This is a genomic window from Xanthomonas sp. DAR 35659 (assembly GCF_041242975.1).
GTDB lineage: Bacteria > Pseudomonadota > Gammaproteobacteria > Xanthomonadales > Xanthomonadaceae > Xanthomonas_A > Xanthomonas_A medicagonis.
Genome location: NZ_CP162488.1, coordinates 3,925,436 through 3,950,286, shown reverse-complemented (window position 1 = coordinate 3,950,286; position 24,851 = coordinate 3,925,436). Strand labels below are relative to the sequence as shown.

At 70.1% G+C, this 24,851-nt stretch carries 27 protein-coding genes; 11 read left to right on the top strand and 16 right to left on the bottom strand.

Annotated elements, in window-relative coordinates; genetic code table 11:
- The first annotated feature begins 38 nt into the window (after positions 1–38).
- From AB3X07_RS16520 to AB3X07_RS16510, 3 genes are all read left to right on the top strand, one after another.
- Complete coding sequence (locus AB3X07_RS16520; protein WP_369939739.1) at positions 39–449, top strand: hypothetical protein; 411 nt, start codon at positions 39–41, stop codon at positions 447–449.
- A 4-nt stretch (positions 450–453) separates the two neighbouring features.
- The gene (locus tag AB3X07_RS16515) at positions 454–984 is read left to right on the top strand and encodes a GNAT family N-acetyltransferase (protein WP_369939738.1); all 531 of its coding nucleotides are present in this window, start codon (positions 454–456) and stop codon (positions 982–984) included.
- Between the two features lie 254 nt (positions 985–1,238).
- Entirely contained in the window at positions 1,239–2,597 is a 1,359-nt protein-coding gene (locus AB3X07_RS16510) for a DUF1963 domain-containing protein (RefSeq protein WP_369939736.1), read from the top strand.
- 77 nt (positions 2,598–2,674) lie between these two features.
- On the opposite strand, the gene AB3X07_RS16505 is transcribed toward AB3X07_RS16510, so the two are convergent.
- The 3 genes from AB3X07_RS16505 to AB3X07_RS16495 form a co-directional block, all read right to left on the bottom strand.
- Entirely contained in the window at positions 2,675–4,669 is a 1,995-nt protein-coding gene (locus tag AB3X07_RS16505; protein ID WP_369939735.1) for a M2 family metallopeptidase, read from the bottom strand.
- A gap of 144 nt (positions 4,670–4,813) precedes the next feature.
- On the bottom strand, positions 4,814–6,460 hold the full coding sequence (locus tag AB3X07_RS16500) for a phosphoethanolamine transferase (RefSeq protein WP_369939734.1): 1,647 nt from the start codon (positions 6,458–6,460) through the stop codon (positions 4,814–4,816).
- Positions 6,457–7,239, bottom strand: coding sequence for a phosphatase PAP2 family protein (locus tag AB3X07_RS16495; RefSeq protein WP_369939732.1), 783 nt, complete (start codon positions 7,237–7,239; stop codon positions 6,457–6,459). Before AB3X07_RS16495 ends, AB3X07_RS16500 begins: the two co-directional genes overlap by 4 nt.
- Positions 7,240–7,477: 238 nt before the next feature.
- On the opposite strand from AB3X07_RS16495, the gene AB3X07_RS16490 reads away from it, so the two are divergent.
- Together AB3X07_RS16490 and AB3X07_RS16485 are read left to right on the top strand one after the other, a co-directional pair.
- Positions 7,478–8,179 (top strand): response regulator transcription factor, encoded by a 702-nt coding sequence (locus tag AB3X07_RS16490; RefSeq protein ID WP_369939731.1) that lies wholly within the window; start codon positions 7,478–7,480, stop codon positions 8,177–8,179.
- Positions 8,169–9,464 (top strand): sensor histidine kinase, encoded by a 1,296-nt coding sequence (locus AB3X07_RS16485; RefSeq protein ID WP_369939730.1) that lies wholly within the window; start codon positions 8,169–8,171, stop codon positions 9,462–9,464. The genes AB3X07_RS16490 and AB3X07_RS16485 overlap by 11 nt, the downstream gene beginning before the upstream one ends.
- A gap of 230 nt (positions 9,465–9,694) precedes the next feature.
- On the opposite strand, the gene AB3X07_RS16480 is transcribed toward AB3X07_RS16485, so the two are convergent.
- From AB3X07_RS16480 to AB3X07_RS16460, 5 genes are all read right to left on the bottom strand, one after another.
- Positions 9,695–10,192 (bottom strand): hypothetical protein, encoded by a 498-nt coding sequence (locus tag AB3X07_RS16480; RefSeq protein ID WP_369939729.1) that lies wholly within the window; start codon positions 10,190–10,192, stop codon positions 9,695–9,697.
- Positions 10,193–10,570: 378 nt separating this feature from the next.
- Positions 10,571–10,828 (bottom strand): cell division topological specificity factor MinE, encoded by a 258-nt coding sequence (gene minE, locus AB3X07_RS16475; protein ID WP_369939727.1) that lies wholly within the window; start codon positions 10,826–10,828, stop codon positions 10,571–10,573.
- 2 nt (positions 10,829–10,830) lie between these two features.
- Positions 10,831–11,640: a septum site-determining protein MinD gene (minD, locus tag AB3X07_RS16470; RefSeq protein ID WP_369939726.1), complete on the bottom strand. Its 810-nt coding sequence runs from the start codon at positions 11,638–11,640 to the stop codon at positions 10,831–10,833.
- A gap of 36 nt (positions 11,641–11,676) precedes the next feature.
- Complete coding sequence (gene minC, locus AB3X07_RS16465) at positions 11,677–12,441, bottom strand: septum site-determining protein MinC (RefSeq protein WP_369939725.1); 765 nt, start codon at positions 12,439–12,441, stop codon at positions 11,677–11,679.
- A 2-nt stretch (positions 12,442–12,443) separates the two neighbouring features.
- Positions 12,444–13,037: a GNAT family N-acetyltransferase gene (locus tag AB3X07_RS16460; RefSeq protein ID WP_369939723.1), complete on the bottom strand. Its 594-nt coding sequence runs from the start codon at positions 13,035–13,037 to the stop codon at positions 12,444–12,446.
- Positions 13,038–13,176: 139 nt separating this feature from the next.
- On the opposite strand from AB3X07_RS16460, the gene AB3X07_RS16455 reads away from it, so the two are divergent.
- From AB3X07_RS16455 to AB3X07_RS16440, 4 genes are all read left to right on the top strand, one after another.
- Positions 13,177–14,370: a sensor histidine kinase gene (locus tag AB3X07_RS16455; protein WP_369939722.1), complete on the top strand. Its 1,194-nt coding sequence runs from the start codon at positions 13,177–13,179 to the stop codon at positions 14,368–14,370.
- Positions 14,370–15,011 carry a response regulator gene (locus AB3X07_RS16450; RefSeq protein WP_369939721.1) on the top strand — a complete coding sequence of 214 codons (642 nt, stop codon included), beginning with the start codon at positions 14,370–14,372 and terminating at the stop codon, positions 15,009–15,011. Before AB3X07_RS16455 ends, AB3X07_RS16450 begins: the two co-directional genes overlap by 1 nt.
- Before the next feature lie 593 nt (positions 15,012–15,604).
- Complete coding sequence (locus tag AB3X07_RS16445; protein WP_369939719.1) at positions 15,605–16,774, top strand: polyketide cyclase; 1,170 nt, start codon at positions 15,605–15,607, stop codon at positions 16,772–16,774.
- A 95-nt stretch (positions 16,775–16,869) separates the two neighbouring features.
- Positions 16,870–17,241, top strand: coding sequence for a DUF423 domain-containing protein (locus tag AB3X07_RS16440; protein ID WP_369939718.1), 372 nt, complete (start codon positions 16,870–16,872; stop codon positions 17,239–17,241).
- A gap of 257 nt (positions 17,242–17,498) precedes the next feature.
- Here the strand turns inward: AB3X07_RS16440 and AB3X07_RS16435 are convergent, their stop codons facing one another.
- From AB3X07_RS16435 to AB3X07_RS16400, 8 genes are all read right to left on the bottom strand, one after another.
- On the bottom strand, positions 17,499–18,050 hold the full coding sequence (locus AB3X07_RS16435; protein ID WP_369939717.1) for a hypothetical protein: 552 nt from the start codon (positions 18,048–18,050) through the stop codon (positions 17,499–17,501).
- Between the two features lie 172 nt (positions 18,051–18,222).
- Entirely contained in the window at positions 18,223–18,810 is a 588-nt protein-coding gene (locus AB3X07_RS16430; protein ID WP_369939715.1) for a hypothetical protein, read from the bottom strand.
- Positions 18,807–19,622 (bottom strand): M15 family metallopeptidase, encoded by an 816-nt coding sequence (locus AB3X07_RS16425; protein WP_369939714.1) that lies wholly within the window; start codon positions 19,620–19,622, stop codon positions 18,807–18,809. The genes AB3X07_RS16430 and AB3X07_RS16425 overlap by 4 nt, the downstream gene beginning before the upstream one ends.
- Positions 19,623–19,637: 15 nt before the next feature.
- Complete coding sequence (locus AB3X07_RS16420) at positions 19,638–20,186, bottom strand: PH domain-containing protein (protein WP_369939713.1); 549 nt, start codon at positions 20,184–20,186, stop codon at positions 19,638–19,640.
- A gap of 5 nt (positions 20,187–20,191) precedes the next feature.
- On the bottom strand, positions 20,192–21,493 hold the full coding sequence (locus AB3X07_RS16415) for an alpha/beta fold hydrolase (protein WP_369939711.1): 1,302 nt from the start codon (positions 21,491–21,493) through the stop codon (positions 20,192–20,194).
- Position 21,494: 1 nt separating this feature from the next.
- The gene (locus AB3X07_RS16410) at positions 21,495–21,671 is read right to left on the bottom strand and encodes a DUF4177 domain-containing protein (protein ID WP_369939710.1); all 177 of its coding nucleotides are present in this window, start codon (positions 21,669–21,671) and stop codon (positions 21,495–21,497) included.
- A complete protein-coding gene (locus tag AB3X07_RS16405) occupies positions 21,668–21,847 on the bottom strand; it encodes an Arc family DNA binding domain-containing protein (protein ID WP_369939709.1) in 180 nt (59 codons plus the stop codon). The genes AB3X07_RS16410 and AB3X07_RS16405 overlap by 4 nt, the downstream gene beginning before the upstream one ends.
- Before the next feature lie 58 nt (positions 21,848–21,905).
- Positions 21,906–22,790 carry an SPFH domain-containing protein gene (locus AB3X07_RS16400; RefSeq protein WP_369939707.1) on the bottom strand — a complete coding sequence of 295 codons (885 nt, stop codon included), beginning with the start codon at positions 22,788–22,790 and terminating at the stop codon, positions 21,906–21,908.
- A gap of 77 nt (positions 22,791–22,867) precedes the next feature.
- On the opposite strand from AB3X07_RS16400, the gene AB3X07_RS16395 reads away from it, so the two are divergent.
- Both AB3X07_RS16395 and purT read left to right on the top strand, forming a co-directional pair.
- A complete protein-coding gene (locus AB3X07_RS16395) occupies positions 22,868–23,584 on the top strand; it encodes a LysR family transcriptional regulator (RefSeq protein ID WP_369939706.1) in 717 nt (238 codons plus the stop codon).
- A gap of 34 nt (positions 23,585–23,618) precedes the next feature.
- Positions 23,619–24,806, top strand: coding sequence for a formate-dependent phosphoribosylglycinamide formyltransferase (purT, locus tag AB3X07_RS16390; RefSeq protein ID WP_369939705.1), 1,188 nt, complete (start codon positions 23,619–23,621; stop codon positions 24,804–24,806).
- Positions 24,807–24,851: the final 45 nt, after the last annotated feature.

Sequence of the window (24,851 nt, the reverse complement as noted above, 5' to 3'; positions counted from 1 at the left end):
TTGGGCTATCGTCGTCGGGTCATCGTTGAGGAAACCGCATGTCCATCCAGTCCAAGCAGCGCCGCGACGTGCGCAAGAAGCTGGCCGAGCGCCTGCGCCACCGCGCCGAGGCCGCCGGCGGCGCGGCCCCGATCGAACCGCATGCGGAGTTGCGCGACCAGCAGCGCACGCTGCTGGCCGGCATCGTGCGCCGCGACGGCGAGTGGGTGCTGGGCATGGACGGGCGCATCGCCGGGCAGAGCGAGAGCGCCGCGCAGGTGCTCTCGCTGATCATGCAGGCGGCGGAGCTGCACGAGCGCGCCGGCACCCCGGTGCGGCTGGTGTATTCGGACGCGCTGAAGGACGCCGCGCACGCCGATGCGCAGGCGCAGGGGCTGAGCTTCGACGAGTTCAAGGACCGCCACGCGCAGGTCATGCAGCGCGGCGAGCGCACGGCGTTGCCGGGCTGAGGCGATGGGCCTGAGCGCCAGCCAGGCTGCGGACGCCGCCGTGTCGCTGGCGCGGGTGCGGCGCCGCGATGGCCTGGCGCTGATCCAGGCGCACCGCGCCAGCGTCGCGCTGCATCACCCCTGGACGTATCCGTTCACCGACGTGCCCGGCTTCAACGCCTGGTACGCGCAGACCCTGGACGGCAGCAACGTCGCGCTGCTGGCGCGTGCGCGCGACAGCGGCGAGGTCGCCGGGCTGTTCACCTTCAGCGAGATCGTCGGCGGCTGCTTCCAGAGCGCCTACCTGGGCTACCACGCGATGGCCGGCTGCGAAGGTCGCGGGCTGATGACGCATGCGTTGCGGCTGTGCGTGGCGTATGCGTTCGCCGAACTCGGTCTGCACCGGGTGGAGGCCAACATCCAGCCGGACAACACGCGCTCGCTGGCGCTGGTGCAGCGCGCCGGGTTCCGCCGCGAAGGCTATTCGCCGCGCTACCTGCGCATCGGCGGGGTGTGGCGCGACCACGAACGTTGGGCGCGGTTGGCGGACGATTGAGCGCTCGCTCGCGTCGCCGACGTCTCACTGGCGCGAGGTTGGCATCCGAAAATGTATGCATCGGTAGCGAGGAAGGATCGCCGCTGCGCGATCGCCGGAATGAATGCGGCACGCCGACACACGCGCCGGGGCCGGCAGCGCGACGCAGGGACATGGCAGCGAAGACATGACAGCGAAGGCGCCGGGCCGTTTGCTATATTCGGCCGCGCCAGCCTCGCTGCGACAGGTGGGGCGCAATCCCGGGAGCTTCGGTCATGGACGACATCAAACCCACCCCCTTCGATGCCGACGTGCGCGATCATCGCGCCGAGGCGGAACTGGACGCCCTGCTGGCAACGCACCGACGCGTCGGCGTGCTGCTGCAACGTCCCTATCCGCCGAGCACGGCGCCGCGGGTCCGCAGCCGCCTCGGCGGCTTGCCGCAGCTGCCTGCGCACATCGACTGGCCGATCGGGGCGCTGCGCGGGGAGCAGACGCCGATGCATTTTCTGGCGCAGATCGATTGCGCGGAATTGCCGCCGGTGTGCGCGGACATGCCGCGGCAGGGCATGCTGTTCTTCTTCGCGGTGAACGCCGAGGAACAGCGCTGGGACGAGGGCGAGCCGGCCGATAGCGTGCGGGTGCTGTACGTGGCGGGCGTGGCGCTCGACACGCCCGTGCGCCAGCCGCCAGCGGCGCTGCAGCCGATTCTGTCGATCGTGGCGAGCGAGCACCCGTCCTCCCGTTTGTGTTGGTTGCTGCCGGACGAGGACGGCCCGCGCATCCATGCGCACTGGCCGTTGCTCGCGCACCGGATCGACACCTGGCCGGACTACTGCATGCTGCCGGATGCCGCGCCCCGGCCGGACTATGTGCGCTACCAGCGCAGGCTGGCGCAACTGCGGCTGGGCGCGGCGGTGGCGGCGACGGGGCTGATGTCCAATCTGGACTTCACTCCGCCCTGGGCGCGGCCGATGTCGATGCCTTGGACATTTCCGGTCGACTGGTTGCGCCAGCAGGAGGCGTTTCCGCAAGCGGGCATCCTCGTCGACCGCATCGCGCGCGTGATCGGCAGGCGGCGATGGCGCAGCGGGGAGCGGCGCGTGGCCGAGGATGTGCTCGGCTGGATTCGGCGCGCCGAGGCCATCGGCATGGACGGCGTGCCGGATCCCGAGGACCGGCAGGCCTTTCGCGCCTGGCTGGTCGAGCAGATCGGGACCGGCGACGATGCGGCGCTAGGGGACAGCGACCTCGGCGACGCGTTGACGCGCGGGATGCTGGCGGCCATCGCCTGCACCGGCGGATCCGCGCACACCGCCAGGCTCATCCCCGATGACGTCTACGAGTACCTGGAAGACCATCATCTTTCGTTCGAGCGGACTTGGACGCACGAGCGCGATGGGGCCAGGCTGCGTAGCGAAGCCAACCTCCATCAGATGCTGGGCCACCCGGTGTTGCTGCAGGACATGGTGCCGGACACCGAGTCGGAGCCGGTCTGCCTGCTCCAGCTGGCCAGCGACGATGCGATCGATCTGCGGTTCGGCGATTGCGGCATGGCGACGTTCTGGATCGACCGGGAGGATCTGGCGAACCTGCGTTTCGACCGCGTCGTCGGCATCGTGGAGTCGTGCTGAGCGCGCAACGACGGCCGTAGGGCGCAGCCGCCGTGCGAGCGGCGCGGGCCTTGTGCAAGGCCCGGCCGCGCGTGCCGTTACCTGGACGCGGGCGTCGCCGCGGCAGCGGACTGCGCCGGCAGCGCCTTCGGCGCCTGCCATCCGCACATCTGCCCCTGGTTCTGCTGCTTGAGCCACTCCTGCATCGGCGCGAAGTATTCCAGCAGCGGGGCGGCGTCGAGCTTGTCGTTGCCGGTCAGCTCCTTGAGCGTGAGCTGCCACGGCTGGCTGCCGCCACGCTGCAGCATCGACCAGAATTTCTGCCCCGCTTCCTTGTTGCCGTAGAAACTGCATTCGTACAGCGGACCCTTGTAGCCGGCGGCATCGCACAGGCCCTTGTAGAACTGGAACTGCAGGATGTGCGACAGGAAGTAACGCGTGTACGGGGTGTTGCCGGGCACGTGGTACTTGGCGCCCGGGTCGAAGAAGTCCTCGCCGCGCGGCGTGGCCGGCGCCACGCCCTGGTACTGCGCCTTGAGTTCCCACCACGCCTGGTTGTAGCGCTCCGGCGCGATCGAGCCGTCGAACACGCCCCAGCGCCAGCGGTCGATCATCAGCCCGAACGGCAGGAACGCGACCTTGCTCAGCGCCATGCGCATCTGCGCGTTGATCAGCGCCTCGCGGCCGAGCTGCGGCGCCTCGACCAGGCCGATCGAATGCAGGTACTGCGGGGTCATCGCAAGCACGATGGTATCGCCGATCGCCTCGTGGAAGCCGTCGTTGGCGCCGCCCTGGAACAGCGGCGGCAGCGGGTTGTAGGCCAGGTCGTAATAGATGTGGCCGAGTTCGTGGTAGATGGTGGTGAAGTCTTCCTCGTTCGGCTTGATGCACATCTTGGTGCGCACGTCGCCGGCCATGTCCATGTCCCAGGCGCTGGCGTGGCAGACCACGTCGCGGTCCAGCGGCTTGATGAACTGGCTGCGCGCCCAGTAGCTGTCGGGCAGCTTGGGCATGGCCAGCGAGGTGTAGAAATCCTGCGCGCGTTCGGTCATCTGTCTGGCGCTGAGCAGTTGCGCCTCGCGCTGGGCCATGAACCGCGCTTCCGGCGAGGTGTCGCCATTGCGCCGCGCCAGCGCCGCGCTCAGGTTGCCCTGGTACTGCTTTTCCAGGGTGTCGGTGATGTCCAGGCTGCCAGCGCCCGGGTAGGGCTGCAGCAGGTCCCACAGGTTGCTCCAGTCCTGCTGCCACATGTTGCCGAGCAGGTGCGCCGGCAGCAGGCCGCCGGCGACCTCGCCCTTGTCCTTGCCGTACTCGGTGTCGAGCTTGGCGCGGGTGTAGCAGTGCAGTTGTTCGTACAGCGGCTTGACCTGGGCCCACAGCCGGTCGGTCTCGGCGGCGATCTGCGCCGGCGGCATGTCGTAGCCGCTGCGCCACATCGCGCCGGTGTCGGCAAAGCCGATGTCGCGCGCGCCTTCGTTGACCAGTTCGACGAAGCGCTGGTAGTCCTGGCGCATCGGTTGCGCGGTGCCGTGCCAGCCCTGCCATGCGTCCAGTTGCTGGTCGTAGTCGCGGCTGCGGCGCAGCACGTCCTCCAGTTCGCCCAGTTGCCGGCAGCGGCGCGCCTCGCCTTCGCCGGTGCAGTAGCTCGCCGCGCCGTAGGCGCCTTCCATTTTCGAGGCTAGGCCGGCCAGCTCCGCTAGTTTGGCCGGATCGCGCGGCGCCGGCATCGCGGTCATCAGCTTCAGCAGCGTCAGCGCGCGTGCGCTGTCGGCGGACATCGGCGTGCCCTCGTAGCGCTTGGCCTGGGCGATCCAGCCGTTGAGCGTGGTCAGCCAGCGCGCGTTGGCCTTGGCCACCAGTCGCTCCGAATCGCCGTTGATGTAGGTGATCGACAGCCACTGCGCCGAGGTCAGTTCCGGCAGCAGCGCGCGGTATTCCTCGTTGATGCGGGCGACGAACTGGTCGGCGTTCTCGCCGGGCGCGGCGGCCGTCGGCGCGGCGCTGGTCTCGGGCGTCGCTTCCTTGCGGCACGCGGACAGCGCAAGCACGCTGGCGCCGATGCACAGCGCAAGCAGCAGGGGGCGGTGGTTCACGGCGGATCCTTGCGATGGCGAATGCGACGAAGGCTAGTGGCCCGCCCCGTTCGCCGCAAGCGCCGGCCGCCGTCGCCGGCTGCATCCGCCATGTGGTCGTGCGCGGCGCCTGGCGCCGCGTTCGGTTTCCGGACTGTGCCGTCGCTACCCGGCGCAGGGCGCGAACAGGTCGCGCGCGCGGTCGTAGACCTTGGTCCTGACCTGCATCAGCCCGAGCACCGACGGGAACAGGTTGTCCTGGTCGGCGTACTGGCGCGAACGCGCACGCACGCAGGCCAGGTCCAGGCCGCGGTCGCGGGCGAAGCCGGGCGAGAACCACATCACCATCGGCACGTGGGTCTGTTCCTGCGGCGCGATCGCATACGGCACGCCGTGCAGGTAAAGACCTTTCTCGCCCAGCGATTCTCCGTGGTCGGACAGGTAGATCATCGCGGTGTCGTAGTCGGGCATCGCCTGCAGCGTGGACACCGTGCGCGCCAGCAGGTGGTCGGTGTACAGCAGCGAGTTGTCGTAGGCGTTGGCGATCCGCTCGCGGTCGCAGTCGCCCAGGTCGGCGGTGTCGCAGGTCGGGGTGAAGCGGCGGAAGCTGGCCGGATAGCGCTCGAAGTAGCTGGGGCCATGGCTGCCGAGCTGGTGCAGCACCACCACGCGATCGCCAGGCTTGGCGCGCACCTGCGCGGCCAGGTCCTGCAGCAGGATCTCGTCCATGCAGCGCCCGTCCTTGCACAACTGCGGGTCCTTGGCGTCGTCCAGGCGCTGGATCTGCAGGCCGTCGCACACGCCCTTGCAGCCGGACTGGTTGTCGCGCCACAGCGTGGCGATGCCGGCGTGCTCGAGCACGTGCAGCAGCGACTGGTGCTTGCGGATGTTGTCCTCGTTGTAGTCGTGGCGACCGAACGGGGAGAACATGCACGGCACCGAGACCTCGGTGCTGGTGCCGCACGAATGCATGTCGGGGAAGTTGATGACGTCCATCTGCGCCAGCTGCGGCGTGGTCTGGCGGGCGTAGCCGTTGAGGCCGAAGTTCTGCGCGCGTGCGGTCTCGCCCAGCACCACCACCAGCAGCCGCGGCTTGCTGGCGGGCGCGCGCGGGGTGGCGACGGCGTCGTGCTCCAGCGGCAGCTTCGGCGCCTTGCGGGTGGGGCTGGCGGATTTGAGGTTCTGCCGCAGCGCGACCAGGTAGTTGATCGGCGTGGCCAGGTAGCGGATCTCGCGGTGGTTGCGCATCATCGCCGACAAGTCCTGGAACGACAGCATCGCGCCGACGCCGCCGAGCGCCAGCATCGCCAGCAGGAAGCCGGCACGGATCGCCAGCGCCCGCCCCGGCGGGCGCCGGGTCAGGCGCACGCGCCACAGTGCCAGGATCGGCAGGGTCGCGTAGAACAGCAGCGGCGCGATCAGCGCCGGGGTCATCAGTTCGCGCGATTCCTTGTGGTCGGTGGCCAGCACGTTGCGCAGCATGTCCGCGTCCAGGTAGACGCTGTAGCTGTTCATGTAGTGCGCGGCGAAGGCGGTGGTGACCAGCAGCAGGGCCAGCAGCGGCTTGGCCACGCCGCGCCACAGCAGCAGGCCCAGCAGCAGCCCGTGCACCGACAGCAGCAGCAGGAACAGCGACAGGGCCAGTTTCAGGTCGCCCGGGTGGCCGCTCATCGCGCTGCGCCAGAACATGCCGTTGCAGGCCAGGGCGAAGAACGCGCTGGCGGCCAGCGCCAGCGTTTCGATGCTGATCTGCGGGCGCAGGGCCCACCATTGGGGCTTGGACATGGCGGGATGCGGCAGCGAGGCGCTCATGCGCGGCGTTCCTTCACGGTAGGCACCGACCCATGCACGAACTGGGCCGAACCCTGCGGCCGCCACAGCAAAGCGCGGTACAGGCCCAGCGCCACGCACCAACTCAGGCATAGCGTCCACAGATCGTGCGACAGGAAATGCGCGCCGCGCAGCTGCTGGCCCAGGCCGAACAGCAGTCCGGCGCCGAGCCCGACCGCCAGTGCCGGCCAGCGCCAGGCCGGCTTCAGCGCCAGCGCGAAGAAGTACAACGCGACCCAGGCATAGCCGGCGCTGGAATGGCCGGCCGGGAAACAGGCGGCATGCGGCATGCCCGCCGGCCGCGCCTGGAACAGGCCGATGTAGGGCAGGTGCCCGCCGTAGCGGCTCAGGTCCCAGGGGCAATCCATGTGGGTCAGCGATTTCAGCAGCGACACCACGCCGGTGCTCAGCGCCACCGCCAGCGCCAGGAACAGCAACGGCAGCCGATAGCGCTGGCCGTCGGGGCGGCGCCAGGCCCACGCCGCCAGCCCGGCCACCACCAGCCAGGCCGCGGTGCTGAGCAGCTTGCCGTCGTGATGGATCAGGTTGCGGGTCACGATCGCGTTCTGCAGCGCCCAATGGCCGCCTTCCCAGCGGTACAGCAGGTCGGCGAACCAGAAGTCCCCGCCCAGGCCCATCAGCACGCCGCTGCCCAGCAGCGCCGCGGCCAGCGGCAGCCACAGATGCCGGCGGTAGAACGCGGCCGGTGCGGAGCGGACGGCGCTGGCGGGCAGGGGCAGGGGCAGGGACGGGCTGTGCATGGGGGCGGGCTGGCGGTGCGCTTGGTGGCGAATGTCATGGTGTTGCGGCATGTGTCGGAGACTGGTCGGATTCGGCCGCGGCGGGCGGCGGCGCTTCAGCCCAGGTTGCCGAGGCGGTTTTCGGATCGCGTCCAGGTTTGATCGAGATTCGATCAAGATGCAGCGTTCCGACCGTGTTCCGACGCGCATCCGCTAGCATGGCGGCATTCCCCCTCGTCTCCGGATGCGAGCAAGCGCCATGCGGCTGTTGGTGATAGAAGACAACCAGAACCTGGTCGCGAACCTGTTCGACTATTTCGAGGTGCGCGGCCACACCCTGGACGCGGCGCCGGACGGCGTCACCGGGCTGCACTTGGCCACCACCCAGCGCTACGACGCGGTGGTGCTGGACTGGATGCTGCCGCGCCTGGACGGGCCGCAGGTGCTGCGCGCGCTGCGCGAACAGCACCATGCCGACGTGCCGGTGATCATGCTGACCGCGCGCGACGAACTGCCGGACAAGATCGCCGGTTTCCGCGCCGGCGCCGACGATTACCTGACCAAGCCGTTCGCGCTGCCGGAGCTGGAGGTGCGGCTGGAGGCGCTGTTGCTGCGCGCCAACGGCCGCGGCCGCAGCAAGCTGCTGCGCGTGGGCGACCTGCAACTGGACCTGGGTACGCTGGAGGCGACCCGCGGCGGCCGCACGCTGCACCTGTATCCGGCCTGCCGCAAGCTGCTGGAGGTGCTGATGCAGGCCAGCCCGGCCGCGGTCACCCGCGACCGGCTGGAGCACGCGCTGTGGGGCGACGAGCCGCCGGACGGGGACATGTTGCGTTCGCATATCTACGACCTGCGCCGCAGCGTCGATGGCCCGTTCGCCGACAAGCTGATCCACACCCTGCCGCGCATCGGCTACCGGCTCGCGGTGATCGGCCCGAACGAGAGCGAGCATGCCGCGTAGGACCGGACTGCGGCAGCGCATCACCCTGTGGCTGGTCGGCTATGCGGCGCTGCTGTCGCTGGCGGTGTTCGTGCATGGCTACATCGTCAACGACCAGGCCGAACAACTGACCTGGCGCTCGTTGCTGAGTTCGGAACTGGAGCACTTCCTGGCGCGCAGCGCGGTCGATCCGGACTATCGCTGGATCGATACCCGCACCGTCAGTTTGTACGGCGACGAAGGCGGCGAGCCGCTGCCGCCGGCGGTGGCGGCGCTGGCCCCGGGCCTGCACGACGACGTGCCGCTGGAAGGCCGCGACAAGGTGGTGCTGGTGCAGGACGTGCACGGTCGGCGCCTGGCGCTGGCGCTGGACATCACCGAACTGCAGAAGCACGAGGAGAACCTGGCGCTGTGGATGCTGCTGTCCAACGTGGTCGCGGTGCTGCTGCTCGGCGCGTTGGTGGCCTGGGGCCTGGGTCGCGTGGTGCAACCGCTCACCGACATGGCGCACCGCATCGGCAGCCTGCGCCCGGACCGGCCCGGCCAGCGCATCGAGGTGCATCCGCGTGCCAGCGCCGAACAGGTGGTGATCGCCGATGCGCTGAACGACTATCTGCTGCGCAACGACCTGTTCGTCGAGCGCGAGCGCGCCTTCATCGACAGCGCCAGCCACGAACTGCGCACGCCGGTGGCGGTGATCGCCGGCGCCGCCGAACTGGCGCTGGAGCAGGGCGATATTCCGTCCAGCGCGCGCAACCAGTTGCTGCGCATCCGCCGCACCGCCAGCGGCGTCAGCCAGTTGATCTCGCTGCTGCTGGTGCTGGCCAAGGACCCGGCGCGGCTGGCGCGCGGCAGCGACCTGGTTCGCCTGGACCAACTGTTGCCGGATATCGTCGAGGATCACCGCCACCTGAGCGCGGACAAGCGCCTGGATCTGGTGCTGGCGCCGTTGCCGGTATGCGAAGTGCTGGCGCCGCTGACCATCGTGCAGGCGGCGATCGGCAACCTGCTGCGCAACGCGATCGAGAACAGCGACCAGGGCGTGATCCAGATCGCGATGCCGGCGCCGGGCGTGGTGCGCATCGACGACCCGGGCCATGGCATGTCGCCGGAGGAGATCAGCGCGATCTACATGCGCCTGGCCCGGGGCGGCGGCGGCCGCGAGGGCAGCGGCATCGGCCTGGACCTGATCGCGCGCCTGTGCGAGCACCTGGGCTGGTCGCTGCAACTGGATTCGGACGCCGGGCAGGGCACGCGCGCGACGCTGGATCTGCGTCCGGCGTTGAAGGGCAGCGGCATGGCGTAGCGTGCTGCCGCGCTTGCACCGGTCGTCGGCACCACGGCCTTGTGGCCCTCGGGGATGCGCATGTCGGCCTGGGTCGGCAGCAACCCATCTGTAGGAGCGGCTTCAGCCGCGACGAACGAAGTGGAAAAGCGCCAGGCTGCGGGTGCAGTCGCGGCTGAAGCCGCTCCTACAGGGGGGGGGGGCGTCTTCTGCAAGAGCTTGAAGAGCCGATGCGGCGGCCTGTGCCGGTCTCAGTCCTGCTGCGGCAACAATCCGCGCTGCAGCAGCCAGGCGCGCGCGTCCTCGGCATCCTGTTCGAACCAGGCGCGGGTGGAGCCCAGCCGGTAGGTGTAGCCCCAGGCATCCATGTCGGCCATCAGCCGCGCGCTGCCGACGCCGGGCAGTGCATCGGCCAGCACGATCTGCAGGTAGCAGGTGGCGTCCTCTTCCTCGACCGAGTCGGTGGCGTCGGTATGCACCCGCGCGCGCCGTTCCGGCGGCAGCACGATCAGGTGGCAGGCTTCGTGCAGCAGCGAATGCACCGGCGTGTCGTCGCGCACGTACACGTCGCTGGCGATCACGCCCGCTTCCGGTTCGCCCCAGTAGCTGCCGGGAATGCTGGCGCCGTCGGCGACCCGGTGCAGGGCCAGGCCGTGGCGTGCCAGCAACGCGCGCGGCGCGTCCAGGCCGATGGCGCCGACGGTCAGCACGTCGGTGGCGGCAGCGGGAGGGGATTCTTGGGTCTGCATCGAGGGCGAGGGCGGAAGATTGTGAGTGCGTCTGGCAGACGTGTGGCGGACGGGCGAGCGAGCGGACAGTCTATTCGGCGCGTCGCCAAGGCCGATGCCTGTGCGCGTGGCCGACTGCGTGCCTGCGATGCCGGTGGGCGACAGGCACCGCAGCGACGCGGCCTGGCACGGATGGTCCCGCCACCACGCACACCTCCGACGGCACGGTCGGCGCTGCATGCATCGCGACGCACTGCGCAGTGCACCGCGAGTGCCGCCTGCGGCGATCGCGCGAGGCGGCTGTCACCTATCGAGTCCGGGCAGCGAGGGAGCGTGGAAGCGACGGACATGCGCCCTATCGATTCCCGTTTCCCCATTCCCCATTCCCGCCTCACCCAATCAGGGATTCGGCCCTTCCGGCAACGCCACCGAGATGTCGAGCACGTCGTGTTCGCCGTCCTTGACCAGGTCCACCTTGACCGCGTCGGCGTCGATGTTGACGTACTTCTTGATCACTTCCAGCAGTTCGCGCTGCAGCAGCGGCAGATAGTCCGGGCCGCCGCGGTGATTGCGTTCCTGCGCGATGATGATCTGCAGGCGATTCTTGGCGGTTTCGGCGGTGGTCTTCTTGGTCTTGAGGAAGTCGAATAGTCCCATGCTCACCCTCCGAACAACTTGGTGAAGAAGCCCTTCTTCTCCACCGAGATGAAGCGCATCGGACGGTCTTCGCCCATGATCCGGGATACCGCGTCGTCGTAGGCCTGGCCGGCCGGGGACTCGCTGTCCAGGATCACCGGCTCGCCCTTGTTGGAGGCGTTGAGCACGTCGCCGGACTCGGGGATCACGCCGATCGCCTTCAGTCCCAGCACTTCCTCCACGTCGGTGATGCTGAGCATCTCGCCGCCTTCCACCCGCACCGGGCTGTAGCGGGTCAGCAGCAGGAACGCCGGCACGTTCTTGCCTTCCTCGGCCTTGCGGGTCTTGGAGTCGAGCAGGCCGATGATGCGGTCCGAGTCGCGCACCGAGGACACTTCCGGGTTGACCACCACCACCGCGCGGTCGGCGAAGTACATCGCCAGGAACGCGCCCTTCTCGATGCCGGCCGGCGAATCGCAGACGATGTAGTCGAAGCCGTCGGCGGCCAGGTCCTTGAGCACCTTCTCCACGCCGTCCTGGGTCAGCGCATCCTTGTCGCGGGTCTGCGAGGCGGCCAGCACGTACAGGTTGTCGAAGCGCTTGTCCTTGATCAGCGACTGCTTGAGCGTGGCCTCGCCGTGCACCACGTTGACGAAGTCGTACACCACCCGGCGCTCGCAGCCCATGATCAGGTCGAGGTTGCGCAGGCCCACGTCGAAGTCGATCACGGCGACCTTCTTGCCGCGTCGCGCCAGCCCGCAGGCCAGGCTCGCGCTGGTGGTGGTCTTGCCGACGCCGCCCTTGCCGGAGGTGACTACGATAATTTCAGCCAAAGGAATGTCTCCTGATACGTTCGTGGTAGGGCCGCGTCAGTCTTGCGCGGCGATCTTGATCTGGTCCTGCTCCAGCCAGACCTGGACGGCCTTGCCACGCAGTTCCTTGGGAATATCGTCCAGCACCTTGTAGTGGCCAGCGATGGCGACCAGTTCGGCGTGGAAGTCGCGGCAGAAGATCCGCGCGTCGGTGTTGCCCTGGGCGCCGGCCAGCGCGCGCCCGCGCAGGCTGCCGTAGATGTGGATGCTGCCGTCGGAGATCACTTCGGCGCCGGCGCCGACCGTGGCCACCACGGTCAGGTCGCAGTTCTCCGCGTACAGCTGCTGGCCCGAGCGTACCGCGGTCTTCTGCATGCGGCCGGGCTGCGCGCGCGCGGCCGGCGCGGGCGGCGGCGGTGGAGGCGGCGGCGGCGGCGAGACCGGGGCGGGCGCGGCGGCGGGGGCGCCGCCCTCGATGCGTTCGTACTGGGCGCGGAACTTGGCCAGCAGCGGCAGGCCCAGCGCCACCGACAGTTCCTCGATCTCGCGGGTGCCGTAGGCCAGCGCCACCGGCAGCACGCCGGCCTCGCGCAGGCCGGCCAGCAGCGCCTGCGCGGTGGCCGCGTCCGGGGTCTGCGCCAGCCCGCCGAAATCGATGATCACCGCGGCGCGGCCGAACAGCTTGGGCGCGCGCTGCACGCGCTCGCGCATCTCCTGGCTCAGGCGCGCCACGTCCAGGGTGCGGATGCGCAGGTTGGCGATGCCGACCTGGCCGATCTTCAGTTCGCCGGCCTGCTCGAAGTCCAGATTCACCGACGACACGCTCAGGTCCCGGTCGGGCGCTGGGCCCGTTGCAGGCGGCGGGCATGGCCGACCCAGGGCAGGTCGGGCAGGCGATCGCCGTAGGTCTCGCGGACCCAGGCGTAACTGCACAGATCTTTCAACAGCATGCTGGCACGCACCTCCACTTCGTTCATCGTGTTCTGGCCCACTTCGCGGAAACCGAAGCTGCCATGGAACAGCAGCGCCGCATCCGCGCCGTGGTCCAGGAAAACCTCGCACGCCAGCTGCGGGTAGCGCAGCTCGGCGTAGCTCTGCACATCGGCGTAGAACGCGCGGCCGACGCCGCCGCCGCGACGGCGGCTGGCCACCACGATGCGGTCGATATAGAAGAACGCCGGGTAGCGTTCGCGGAACCAGGCGAAATTGCTGCTGTCGTGATCGCCGTCGCTGCCGAAGCCGACCAGGAACCCGGCCAGGTTGCCGTCGCGCTCGGCGACGCGGAAGTACTCTGCGGTCTCGTAGAAGCGGTGCAGTTTGGCCGAATCCAGCGGCAGGATCGCCAGTCCGGCATTGTTGTTCAGGGCCAGGACCGAATCGAGCTCGTGCTCGCGCACGTCGCGGATGACGATCGACATTGGGACTCCATTGCTGATGCGCGCGCGGCCGCAGGACGGACCGCGTGCGGATTATCGCACGCGGGGCCCGGGGCGGCGAGCGGCCCAGGCATGACTTCCGTAGGGGGGCAATGCGCGCCGTTCATCCTAAGATGGCCGCATGTTGGAACATCTCAGCCACACCCGCGTGCTGCGCTTCGCCGGCCTGTTCACCTGGGCCATGATCGCCATGCCGCTGGTCTACACCTACTGGATCCCGGACGACGCCTCCAACCGGCGCGGCGGCTGGGAGGCGGCGATGATGTCCGGGTTCTTCATCGCCTTCGGCGCCAGCTACTACTGGCTGACCCGCGGGCTCGGCAGCGGCCGCCACGCGCACTGGTACGACCGCGCCATCCTGTTGCTGCTGACCATCTGCGCGCTGGCGGTCAGCTATCTCACCGGCAGCGGGCTGGGCAGCATCCTGATGATGGTGGCGGCGGGCGTGATCCCGTGGCTGCTGCCGGTGCGGATCGGGGTGCTGTGGCTGGTGCTCAGCCAGTTGGCGGTGCTGCCGGTGTATTACCTGATGGTCCGCTTCCCGATGTTCGACGCGTTGATGCAGTCGCTGCTGTACGCGGGCTTTTCGATGTTCGTCTTCGTCACCAGCCTGGTCGCGCGGCAGCAGACCCAGGCCCGCGAGGAACAGCGCCAGCTCAACGCCGAACTGCGCGCCACCCGCGCGCTGTTGGCCGAGAGCGCGCGGATCAACGAACGCACCCGCATCTCGCGCGAGCTGCACGACCTGCTCGGCCACCACCTGACCGCGCTGAGCCTGAACCTGGAGGTGGCCGGCCACATCACCGAAGGCCGCGCGCAGGAACACGTGCACCAGGCGCATACCCTGGCCAAGCTGCTGCTGACCGACGTGCGCGAGGCGGTCAGCCAGTTGCGCGACAGTGGCGCGATCGACCTGGCCGCCGCGCTGCGGCCGCTGGCCGAGCAGGTGCCGGCGCTGCAGATCCACCTGCAGGTGGACGAACCGCTGACCGTCGAGGATCCGGAGCGCGCGCACGTCCTGCTGCGCTGCACCCAGGAAATCATCACCAACACGGTGCGCCATGCGCAGGCCGACAACCTGTGGATCCAGGTGCGCCGCGAGGGCCCGCTGGTGGTGATCCAGGCCCACGACGATGGCCAGGGCTGCGCGACGCTGCTGCCCGGCAACGGCCTGCGCGGCATGCGCGAGCGCCTGAGCCAGTATGGTGGCAGCCTGGAGATCGACGCGCCGCCGGACGCGGGCTTCCGCCTGCGCGCCGCGGTCCCGAGCGCGGCGGCCCTGCTGCCGTCCGCCGTTCCACAAGGAGTGCTGTGATGATCCGTGTCTGCCTGGTCGACGACCAAACCCTGGTGCGGCAGGGGATCCGCTCGCTGCTGGCGCTGGACGGCGGGATCGAGGTGATCGCCGAGGCCAACGACGGCCGCCAGGCGGTGGAGCTGATCCCGCAGGCGAAGCCGGACGTGGTGCTGATGGACATGCGCATGCCGGCGATGTCCGGCCTGGAGGCGCTGCAGACGCTGTCGCGCAACGGCACGCTGCCGCCGACCATCATCCTCACCACCTTCGACGACGACCAACTGGTGCTGGCCGGGCTCAAGGCCGGGGCCAAGGGGTATCTGCTCAAGGACGTGTCGCTGGAGCAACTGGTCGGCGCGATCCGCACCGTGGCCGCCGGCGGCTCGCTGGTGCAGCCGGCGGTGACCCAGCGCCTGCTGTCGGGCCTGGAACACATGCGCAACGACTTCGTCAGCCTGGACCGGCCCGATCCGCTGACCGACCGCGAGACCGAGATCCTGCGGCTGATGGCCAGCGGCTTCTCCAACAAGGAGATCGCCAATTCGCTGGGCGTGGCCGAGGGCACGATCAAGAACCACGTCTCCAACATCCTGTCCAAGCTGGGCGTGCGCGACCGTACGCGGGCGGTGCTCAAGGCGTTCGAGCTGCAATTGGTCTGACGGCGGAGGGCGCGACCGGGCGCGGCGCGCTGTTCGCGGGCGCCGGGCGCCGTTTGGCAGGCAGTCGTTCGATCCTGCGCGGCGGACGCGATGCGCCTGGCGCCCGGCAGCCGGCAGCCGGCAGCCGGCAGCCGGGCTGTTGCGGGATGGGAAGGACTGCTGTCTGGCCGCGAGAGGACGCGGCGAGCCTGTGCCGGCGCCGCCAGCAATGCCCCCGTCGTGGCGACCGTGTCGACGCCCATGCCGCGGCTGCAGGCGGCCCGCACGCCGCCCGGCAGGCGCCCGTCGCGCAGGCACTGGTCTGGCCGTCCGGCTTACCGGCAGCGGTCCGGCGGGGGCGCCAAGGCCTCGCCATGACTGGCTTTCGCCGATGTCAGTGGCGCCGCGTGCGGCCTGTCCGCCGTGGTCCCGGGACAATGGTCTGGTCGCCCGCCCCGTCGCGCGGCGGCCCCGTGCACGGCGCCTTCGCGGGGTTTTCGCCACTGTGCCGAATTCCGCGCCGCCATCGGCATGACCACGAACCGCGAAGCCTGCTAGGATGGCCGCTTCGCTTCATTAACCCGGCCGTGGGATCGGCCCCGGAGACCTCCTGAATGACCCGTATTATCGAATTCCTGATCGCACTGGGGATCGTGGCTGGCCTGTTCGTCCTCGTCGGCGTGGTGTTGCCCTCGGAGCGTCACATGTCCGAGAGCGTCGAAACCAACCGGCGCATGACCATCGTCTATGACACGGTCAACAGCTTGCGTCGGTTCAAGGACTGGAACCCTCTGGTGCTGCGCGATCCGAAGATCCAGCTGAAGCTGTCCGGCCCCGAGTCCGGCGTCGGCGCCCGCCTGGATTACGTCTCCAAGGAGGGCTACATCGGCAAGGGTAGCTGGACCATCACCTCGACCGAGCAGAACAAGCAGGTCGTCATCGGCATCGAGGACGAGGGCAAGGGGCGCGACAAGACCACCTCCTTCAAGCTCGAGCCGACCGGCAAGGGTGGCCGCAACGTCAAGATCACCCAGGACTACACGGTCAAGTACGGCTGGGACCTGTTCGGTCGCTATGCCGGCCTGTACGTGAGCCGCCATGTCGGCGACGACATCAAGCTGGGCCTGTCGCGGCTGAGCAACGTGCTGGCCACCGTGCCGAACGTCGACTACCGCGCCCCGGAAACCCCGCTGACCGACCTCAAGGTCGTCGACGTCCCGGCCGAGGATCTGCTGGTGGTCAACGCCGGCAACATCGACCGCGACAACGACGCCATCAAGAAGTCCATCAAGGACAACCAGGAGTGGATCAAGCGGGTGATGGACGCCAACGGCCTGGAAGCGGCCGGTCCGGTGCGCATCGTCACCACCGACTTCGGTGCCGAAAAGTACGCCTTCGACGTGGCCCAGCCGGTGCGCAAGCGTGCCGGTGGCGCGCCGAAGCCGGACGCGGCGGCCAAGCCGGACGCGAAGAAGGACGATGCGGCCGCTGCCGCCGCGCCGCCGGTCGATGCCACCCCGGTCGCCGCCAGCGGCGAGCCGCTGAAGCTGACCATCCCGCAGGGCGCGCCGGTGACCTACCTGCGGACGCAGGCCCACCGCTCCGCGTTCGCCAGCTACACCGGCCACATGGCGGGCCTGGACGCGGCGCGCAATGCGGTGCGTGCCTGGTCCGCGACCAGCGGCTACGACGTGACCGACCGTCCGTACGAAGCCTGGAAGGGCGGCGTTGACAAGGCGTTCTCGCCGGAAGGCACCTACGACATCTACTGGGCGATCAAGTAAGCGCCGCCCGGATGGATGCGTGACCCGAAACGCGCCGCAGCTTGCGGCGCGTTTCGTTTATGGGGCCGGCGCACCGGCCGCAACGGAGCATCGCCATGCTGCATCTGGATCACCGTCCCCGTAAACGCGCCTGGCTGGCCGGCGCCGGCGGCCTGTTGGCGGCGGCCGCGATCGGCCTGTCCGCCTATGCCTCGCACGGCGTGGCCGATCCGCTGGCGCAGTCGCATCTGCAGACCGCGGCCTTGTATGCATTCAGCCACGGCGTGGCCCTGGCCGCGCTGGGTCGGCGCGGCGAACGCCTGCTCGGTCGCGCCGCGCTGGGATTGCTGCTGCTGGGGACGCTGCTGTTCTCCGGCAGCCTGGCCGGCAACGCGCTGGCGCAGTGGCCGACCCGGCTGGCGCCGGTCGGCGGCACCACGCTGATGCTGGGCTGGCTGCTGTACGCGCTGGACGCGATCAGGCGCTGAGGCGAAAGCGCAGACGGGACGCGGCGCGGGGCCGCCGCGCGGCACGGCAGGCGACCAGACCATTGTTCCGGCACCACGGCGGACAGGCCGCGCGCGGCGCCGCATCGCCATTCACGAAGGCTGGTCGCGGCGCGGCAGTCGTGCCATCGAAGCACCCTGCCGGCAAGCCGGGTGACCGCTGGGTGCAGATAGGGTGTCCGACGTCGCGCAGCGGCGCACGACCGCGCCATGCGGCGCGATCGTGTAGTGGCGTGGGATCAGGCCGGCGGCGCTGCGGCCGGCGCCGAATCGGTCGCCGGCGTGGCGTTCGGCTGGGGCGTCGCGGGTGCGGCGGCCGATGTGCGGAACAACGGGTCGTCGCTCAGCCGAGGCCGCAGCGACGATGGCGAACGGCGCTCCTGCAGCAACCAGCGGTGGTGGTCGAAGGTGCCCTTCGCCGCCGCCACGTAGATGAAGACGATGATCACGCCCAGCACCATGCCGCTCACATTGCCGCCGATCAGCATGAGCACCCGACCCAGCACGTAGTACCCGAGCAGCAACAGTGCGCCGACCCGGCTCTTGCGGTAGAGGCCGTAGGCACCCGCGCCCAGCAGCACCGCATCGATGCTGATGCCGACGCCCACCTGGATGTTGTCGCTGATGAAGGCGCGGAGCGCCCAGAACACGTCGATCGCGGCGCTCAGGCTGGCCACGATCCAGCCGACCATGATCTTGCGCAGGATGGTGTCGGGCGCTTTCGCCAGGGGCGCGGCGGGCTGTGCGTCATGCGCGTGCGCATGCGGTGCGGCGTAGGGGTTTTCGGCCATGGCGGCGGCGTCCTTGCTGGGGTGGGACAACGCTTATCGGCTGGGATGACGAAAACTTCACTGCCGCCGGAGGCTCGCGCCTATGACCAGCGCCGGACGTACCGCGAAGGCGCGCTTGCCGCCTGCCGACGCTGGGCTACGCGCTGACGCCAGGCAGCGCGGCTTGCCGCGATCACTCGTCGGCGACCAGCGCGATCTCGGTCTGCAGGCGCACCCATGCGTCCTGGCTGGGGTCGTTCACAGTCGCCTGCAGGCGGTAGATGCCCAGCGGATCGTTGTCGTCGAAGCGCAGTTGCACCGACAGCGGCGACAGTTGCAGCAGGCCGGTGGCGGCCGGTGCGGCGTCGGTTCCCAGTGGGCGCATCGGTTCCTGCAGCGTTTGGCTGCCGTCGGGCGCGAGCAAGCGCAGGCTGACCTGCGCATCGCACGCGCCTCCGTTGTTCGGGCTGGGCGCGCAGCCGGCATACAGCAACGCCACCCGCACGGCCTGGCCGCGGCGCACGCTGGTGACGGTACGCAGTTGCGGCGCATGTCCGGGGCCGGTCTGCACCCATTCCTGGGCGAAACGCACGAACTCGGCGTCATCGGCGATCTGCACGGAGGCACCGAAATCCTTGTCGTGGGCGCGGTCGGCGCTGTCGGGCAGTGGCGCGCCCTGGCGATCGCGCCATTGCGCGCCGGCGTCGCCCGGCAGGAACGGCGATGCCAGGGCAAGGCAGGCGAGGGCGCCGCGTAGCAGGCTGGGCAGCGCACGCTTCATGCCGCGCCCCCCGCGCGATGCCAGCGCCAGTGCCAGGGTTCGTACACGATGCCGTGCGGGTTGTCGCGCGGATAGCTCATGCGGAAGCCGAAGCCGGCGGCGTGCGCCTGCAGCCAGGCGAACGCCGGCGTGCGCTCGAAGCTTTCCTCGGCCGGCGGCTCGCCCGGGGTGCCGATGTCCAGCGCGTCGCCGCTGTGGTGTTCGCTGTAGCCGGGCGCGGCGTTGATCTGCAGGATCTGCTGCAGGCGCTGCCCGCGCGCGAACTTGCGCGCGAAGATGCCAAGTTGATAGGCGTGGCTGCGGTAGCCGGAGATCGCCTCCAGCACCACGCCCTCGCGCGCGGCGGCGCGCCGCAGCGCCTGCCAGGCGCGCGCGGCGCCGGCGCTCAGCCACAGCGGGCGCCGGTAGCGATCGTGGCCGGCGGCGTGCAGGACGGCCGGTTCGGCGTGCAGCGGCAGGCCGGTGGTGCGCGCGTACGCGTTCGCGTCCAGGCCGAGCTCGGCCAGGCAGGCGTGCAGGCCGTGCAACGGCAGGACGGCGCCGTCGTCGTGCGATGGCAGCCGCCGTGTGGGCAGCGCATCGAGGCGATCCAGCGCCGCGTCGATGCCCGGCTCGTGCAGCAGGCGCGGCAGCAGCGCATGCAGGCCCCGCGCGGAGGCGACGGCCAGATAGTGGCCGTCGCGCTTGCGCCGCAGCAGCCAGGTCGCCTGCGCCAGCAAGCGCGCGTCGGCGTTGCTGCGCGCGCGGTACAGCGCGGCCGGCAGCAGTTCGATGCAGTCGGTATTGAGCAGCAGGGCGGGGGCGGCGCGCATCCGCACAGGGTAGGGCTAAGCGGCGCGCGCGGCCAGCCGTTGCAGGTCCTGCAGCAGTTGCCTTGGTTGCTCGGGGCTGAGCAGCAACCAGCGCCCATCGTGCAGCGGCAGCGCCAGCACGCGACTGGCGTCGGTGAGCAGGCAGAACGCGCCCTGGCCGTTGCGCAGGCGGAAGTGGCCGGACTTGAACCCGGGCAGGCCATAGCCGATGGCTTTGCTCGTCGGCGCCAGTTCGGTGTGCTCGGCCAGGTCCACCACGCGCGCGCGCGACAGGTCGATCGCCGCGAGCTCGGTGCGGTTCTGGAACATGGTCGAGCGAACCCGCAGCGCGGTGCCTTCCAGGCGGATGCCGCGGCGCAGGTAGAGCAGGGTCAGTGCGACGCCGAGCGCGGCCAGGAAGGCCGGTGTGAGCCAGGGCGCGCGCTGCGCCTGGGACAGCCCCAGGCCGACGATCAGGCCGGCCGTCAGCAGCAGCGGCAGCCACAGGGTCAGCAGCGGCAGGCGTCCGGGCGTGGCGACGCGGTAGTCGCGGACGGCGGGCGCGGGACGCGCGGGGCTGTGCATGGCGGTCATCGCTGCGCCCCGATCCAGTGCGCGGTGTCGGCGATCAACTGCGGATCGACGTGGCCGGGTTGCGCATACTCGGCCGGTCCGGGCGTGCCGGTGCCGGCGATGCCGAGGTGGTTGAGTTGCGGATAGCGGTGCAGGGTGGCGCGCGGGTCCTGGCCCAGCGCCTGCTGCCAGCGTTGCCAGTCCGGTGCGGTGACCTGGAAGTCGCGTTCGCCCTGCAGCCACAGCACCGGCTGGCGCAGGGCCAGGACGTCGGCCACCGGGTCCACCTTGTCGAACGCGCGCCAGTACGCGGCCGGCAAGTCCTGCGGCGAATCGTTCCGCGCCACCGCACCGTCGCCGCGGACCTTGGCCACGCGCCGTTCGATCTCGGCCACGCGTGCCTTGCCTTCGGCGGACGGCGCGCCTTGCAGGCCGAGCAGATAGCGGTTCTGGTCGAGCAGCAGGTCCAGCAGCGAGCGCGCCGGTGCCGCCCACAGGACGATGCCGGCGGTCTTGCCGGACATGCGCGCGATGCGCGCGGCGAGCATGCCGCCCTGGCTGTGGCCCATCACGAAGATGCGCTTGGGGTCGATGCCCGGCGTGCGTGCCAGCGTCGCGACCGCGGCGACGGCATCGTCGGTGGTTTCGTCGTCCATGGTGAAGCCTGCTTCCATGCGCCCGGCGAAGCTCTCCGGCATGGCGAAGGTGCGCTTGTCGTAGCGCAGGACCGCGATGCCCTGCGCGGCGAGTCCACGTGCGACATCGAGGAACGGCCGGTTCGGGCCGATCGTCTCGTCGCGGTCGTGCGGGCCGGAGCCGTGCACCAGCACCACCGCCGGGAACGGGCCCTTGCCCGCGGGCAATGCCAGCGTGCCCGGCAACGGACCCACCGCGAATGCCTGTTCGGTGAAGCCGGCATCGGCCGCGGGCGGTGGCGCCGGCGGTGGCGCCGCGGGGGTGAACAGCAGGCCGGCGATCTTGCCGTCCGCGTCGATCGAGACATGCGCCAGCAGCGCGCCGCGCTCGAACTGCAGGCGCTGCTCGATCACGGTCAGCCCTTGCTGTTGGCGTTCGCTGGCCGGACCGCGCTGCTGCAGCGCGCCCAGTTGCGCGGACAGCGTGCGCCAGGCCTCGGCCAGTTTTTCCGGCGGCACCGCCTTGGCCATCGCCGGGGTGAACTCGGCTTCGACCGCGGCGAGGTCGCCGGCCTGCAGGCGATCCAGCAGCGCGCTGGCGGTCTGCTGCGGCGCCGCCGCCAGCGCCGCGAGCGGGACCAGCAGCGCCGCCAGCGCGGGCGCGAGCAAGCGAAGCGGGCGCATGTCAGAGCTCCCGCTTGAACATCAACAGCGGCTTGGTGCCCGGCAGGGTGAGGACGCTGACCAGTTCCCAGCCGAGCTTGCCGTGCTTGTTCAGGTCGGCCTGCAGCTCGTCCAGTTTCAGGCCCAGCATCAGATTGGTCTTGGCCTCCAGGGTGAGGTATTCCCAGCGCTTGCTCATGATTCGGGTTCCTTGTCGTCACGCGGCTTGGGCAGCCGCCCGGCCTTGCGCAGCGCGTCGCGCAACACGTATTCGATCTGCGCGTTGAGGCTGCGCAGTTCGTCGTCGGCCCAGCGCTGCACCGCCGCCAGCACGTCGGCGTTGATGCGCAGCGGATAGGCCTTCTTCTCGCTCATGCGGGGATTCCTGGCGCCGGCGCGGCCGCCGTGGCGCGGCGATGGCGCGGCCGGCGCATCAGTACAGCGACCCGGCGTTGACGATCGGTTGCGCGCCGCGGTCCGAGCACAGCACGGTCAGCAGGTTGCTGACCATGTGCGCCTTGCGTTCCTCGTCCAACTGCACCACGCCGTTCTTCTGCAGTTCGGCCAAGGCCATTTCGACCATGCCCACCGCGCCGGCGACGATGCGCGTGCGCGCGGCGATCACCGCGTTGGCCTGCTGCCGCTGCAGCATCGCCTGGGCGATTTCCGGGGCGTAGGCGAGGTGGCTGATGCGCGCCTCGATCACGTCCACGCCGGCCTGGGTCAGGCGTTCGTCGAGGTGCCGCTTGAGCTGCTCGCTGATCTCCAGCGGATGGCTGCGCAGCGAGATCTGGCCGTCCTCGTGCTGGTCGTAGGGATAGCTGGTGGCCATCGCGCGCAGCGCCGATTCGGACTGGATGTGCACGAAGCTCTCGTAGTCGTCGACGTTGTAAACGGCCTCGGAGGCGTCGATCACCTGCCACACGATCACCGCGGCGATCTCGATCGGGCTGCCGTCCAGCTCGTTGACCTTGAGCCGGCCGCTCTCGAAGTTGCGCACGCGCTGGCTGACCTTCTTCTTGGAATAGAAGGGGTTGTTCCAGCGCAGGCCGTTGTCCTTGACCGTGCCCACGTACTTGCCGAACAGGCTCAGCACCGCCGCCTGGTTCGGCTGCACCGTGTACAGGCCGCACAGCGCGAACAAGGCGACGGCGCCGAGTGCCAGCGCCAGCAGCACCAGCGGCAACGAGGTCGGGCCGCCATTGACCGGGTCCTTGAGGATGCCGGTCACGAACAGCCACAACGCCAGGCCGGCCAGGACCAGGATGCCGAGCAGCAGCGGAATGCCATGCAGCGAGCGAAGCGTGCGTTCTTTCATGACGGTCTCCCCGGGTGTGTGGAGGAAAGATATCATTTTGATATCTCTTTGCAAGGGGCGCCGATGCCGGTAAGCCGATGCGCACCGGCTGCTGGAATCGCGCGAAAGCAACGGCGCCATCGCGCTGCTGCCGTGACGCGGTCGCGCATGCCTTCGGCCGCGCCGCGCAGGGCGCCGCCGCGTTGGATGGCGTGGTGCGGGTCTCGGCGCCGCCGGTGTTCGCCAGCCACTTCCTGGCGCCGCGCCTGGCCCGCGCGCTGCGCGCCTGGCCGGCGCTGCGCATCGATCTGCTGGGCGAAGCGCACGCGGCCAACCTGTATGCGCGCGAGGCCGACCTGGCGGTGCGGCTGTCGCGGCCGAGCGAGCCGGGACTGGCCGCCCGGCGCATCGGAACGATGCGGTTCGCCCTGTGCGCGACCCGCGACTGGGCCGACGCGCCGCCGGACACCTGGGCGTTCGTCGGCTACGACGCCGCGTTCGCGCGCACGCCGCAGCAGCAGTGGCTGGAGCGTTTCGCCGGCGCCCGCCGCTTCGCCTTCGTCGCCAACGACCTGGCCGCGCAGCAGCGCGCCTGCGCGGCCGGCGCCGGTGTCGCACTGCTGCCGCGGTTTCTGCTCGACGACCCGGCGCCGCCCGCCGACGCCGCGCTCGTCGAGCTGGCCGCGGCGCCGCGCTGCGACGTCGAACGCGCGATCTGGCTGGTGGTGCACCCGGACGTGCGCCGCGCGCCGCGCGTGCAGCGTGTCGCCGAGGCCATCGCCGATGCGGTGCGGCAGGCGGACGGGCGGCTTTAGAATGGGCGCCCCTCTTCGCGCAGGCACCGCCGCCATGACCACCCTGGGAACCCCGCTGTCCGCCTCCGCCACCCGCGTGCTGCTGCTGGGTTCGGGCGAACTGGGCAAGGAAGTGGCGATCGAACTGCAGCGCTTCGGCGTGGAGGTGATCGCCGCCGATCGTTATGCGGACGCGCCGGCGATGCAGGTAGCGCATCGTTCGCACGTGCTGGACATGCTCGATGCGATGGCGCTGCGCGAACTGATCGCGCGCGAACAGCCGCACCTGATCGTGCCGGAGATCGAGGCGATCCACACCGAGACGCTGGTGGCGCTGGAGCGCGACCACGGCCAGCGGGTGATCCCGACCGCGCGCGCGGCGCGGTTGACGATGGACCGCGAGGGCATCCGCCGCCTGGCCGCCGAGACGCTGGGCCTGCCGACCTCGCCGTACCGTTTCGTCGACACGCCCGAGGAGTACCGCGCGGCGATCGCCGCGGTCGGGTTGCCGTGCGTGGTCAAGCCGGTGATGTCGTCCTCGGGCAAGGGCCAGAGCACGCTGCGCAGCGCCGCCGACATCGACGCGGCCTGGGAGTACGCGCAGACCGGCGGCCGCGCCGGCGCCGGCCGCTGCATCGTCGAAGGCTTCATCGACTTCGACTACGAGATCACCCTGCTGACCGTGCGCCATGCCGGCGGCACGGCGTTCTGCGATCCGATCGGGCATTGGCAGAAGGACGGCGACTACCGCGAGAGCTGGCAGCCGCAACCGATGTCGGCGCTGGCGCTGCAGCGCGCGCAGGAGATCGCGCGCGCGGTCACCGACGACCTCGGCGGCTGGGGCCTGTTCGGCGTGGAGCTGTTCGTCAAGGGCGACGACGTCTGGTTCAGCGAAGTCTCGCCGCGACCGCACGACACCGGCCTGGTCACCCTGGTGTCGCAGGAACTGAGCGAGTTCGCCCTGCATGCGCGCGCGATCCTGGGCCTGCCGATCCCGGCGATCCGGCAAAGCGGCCCGTCGGCCTCGTGCGCGCTGCTGGCGCACGGCGAAGGCGTGCCGGTGTTCGGCAACGTCGCCGCCGCGCTGCAGGCCCCGGACACCGCGCTGCGCCTGTTCGGCAAGCCCGGCGTGCACGGCCACCGCCGCGTCGGCGTGACCCTGGCGCGTGGCGCCAGCATCGACGAAGCACGGCAGACCGCCCGCGACGCCGCCGCCGCCCTCACCATCGAACTGAAGGCCTAAGGCGCGAGGGGCAGTGGACAACTCGGAACAAGGAATGCCGCTCTT

Coding starts and splice junctions, on each gene's coding strand:
- AB3X07_RS16520 (WP_369939739.1), top strand. CDS start 39: ATGTCCATCCAGTCCAAGCAGCGCCGCGACGTGCGCAAGAAGCTGGCC.
- AB3X07_RS16400 (WP_369939707.1), bottom strand. CDS start 22,790: ATGAAAGAACGCACGCTTCGCTCGCTGCATGGCATTCCGCTGCTGCTC.
- AB3X07_RS16405 (WP_369939709.1), bottom strand. CDS start 21,847: ATGAGCGAGAAGAAGGCCTATCCGCTGCGCATCAACGCCGACGTGCTG.
- AB3X07_RS16415 (WP_369939711.1), bottom strand. CDS start 21,493: ATGCGCCCGCTTCGCTTGCTCGCGCCCGCGCTGGCGGCGCTGCTGGTC.
- AB3X07_RS16490 (WP_369939731.1), top strand. CDS start 7,478: ATGCGGCTGTTGGTGATAGAAGACAACCAGAACCTGGTCGCGAACCTG.
- AB3X07_RS16445 (WP_369939719.1), top strand. CDS start 15,605: ATGACCCGTATTATCGAATTCCTGATCGCACTGGGGATCGTGGCTGGC.
- AB3X07_RS16485 (WP_369939730.1), top strand. CDS start 8,169: ATGCCGCGTAGGACCGGACTGCGGCAGCGCATCACCCTGTGGCTGGTC.
- AB3X07_RS16510 (WP_369939736.1), top strand. CDS start 1,239: ATGGACGACATCAAACCCACCCCCTTCGATGCCGACGTGCGCGATCAT.
- AB3X07_RS16495 (WP_369939732.1), bottom strand. CDS start 7,239: ATGCACAGCCCGTCCCTGCCCCTGCCCCTGCCCGCCAGCGCCGTCCGC.
- purT (WP_369939705.1), top strand. CDS start 23,619: ATGACCACCCTGGGAACCCCGCTGTCCGCCTCCGCCACCCGCGTGCTG.
- AB3X07_RS16430 (WP_369939715.1), bottom strand. CDS start 18,810: ATGAAGCGTGCGCTGCCCAGCCTGCTACGCGGCGCCCTCGCCTGCCTT.
- AB3X07_RS16410 (WP_369939710.1), bottom strand. CDS start 21,671: ATGAGCAAGCGCTGGGAATACCTCACCCTGGAGGCCAAGACCAATCTG.
- AB3X07_RS16460 (WP_369939723.1), bottom strand. CDS start 13,037: ATGTCGATCGTCATCCGCGACGTGCGCGAGCACGAGCTCGATTCGGTC.
- AB3X07_RS16420 (WP_369939713.1), bottom strand. CDS start 20,186: ATGCACAGCCCCGCGCGTCCCGCGCCCGCCGTCCGCGACTACCGCGTC.
- AB3X07_RS16455 (WP_369939722.1), top strand. CDS start 13,177: ATGTTGGAACATCTCAGCCACACCCGCGTGCTGCGCTTCGCCGGCCTG.
- AB3X07_RS16450 (WP_369939721.1), top strand. CDS start 14,370: ATGATCCGTGTCTGCCTGGTCGACGACCAAACCCTGGTGCGGCAGGGG.
- AB3X07_RS16435 (WP_369939717.1), bottom strand. CDS start 18,050: ATGGCCGAAAACCCCTACGCCGCACCGCATGCGCACGCGCATGACGCA.
- AB3X07_RS16425 (WP_369939714.1), bottom strand. CDS start 19,622: ATGCGCGCCGCCCCCGCCCTGCTGCTCAATACCGACTGCATCGAACTG.
- AB3X07_RS16500 (WP_369939734.1), bottom strand. CDS start 6,460: ATGAGCGCCTCGCTGCCGCATCCCGCCATGTCCAAGCCCCAATGGTGG.
- minE (WP_369939727.1), bottom strand. CDS start 10,828: ATGGGACTATTCGACTTCCTCAAGACCAAGAAGACCACCGCCGAAACC.
- AB3X07_RS16395 (WP_369939706.1), top strand. CDS start 22,868: ATGCGCACCGGCTGCTGGAATCGCGCGAAAGCAACGGCGCCATCGCGC.
- AB3X07_RS16515 (WP_369939738.1), top strand. CDS start 454: ATGGGCCTGAGCGCCAGCCAGGCTGCGGACGCCGCCGTGTCGCTGGCG.
- AB3X07_RS16480 (WP_369939729.1), bottom strand. CDS start 10,192: ATGCAGACCCAAGAATCCCCTCCCGCTGCCGCCACCGACGTGCTGACC.
- AB3X07_RS16440 (WP_369939718.1), top strand. CDS start 16,870: ATGCTGCATCTGGATCACCGTCCCCGTAAACGCGCCTGGCTGGCCGGC.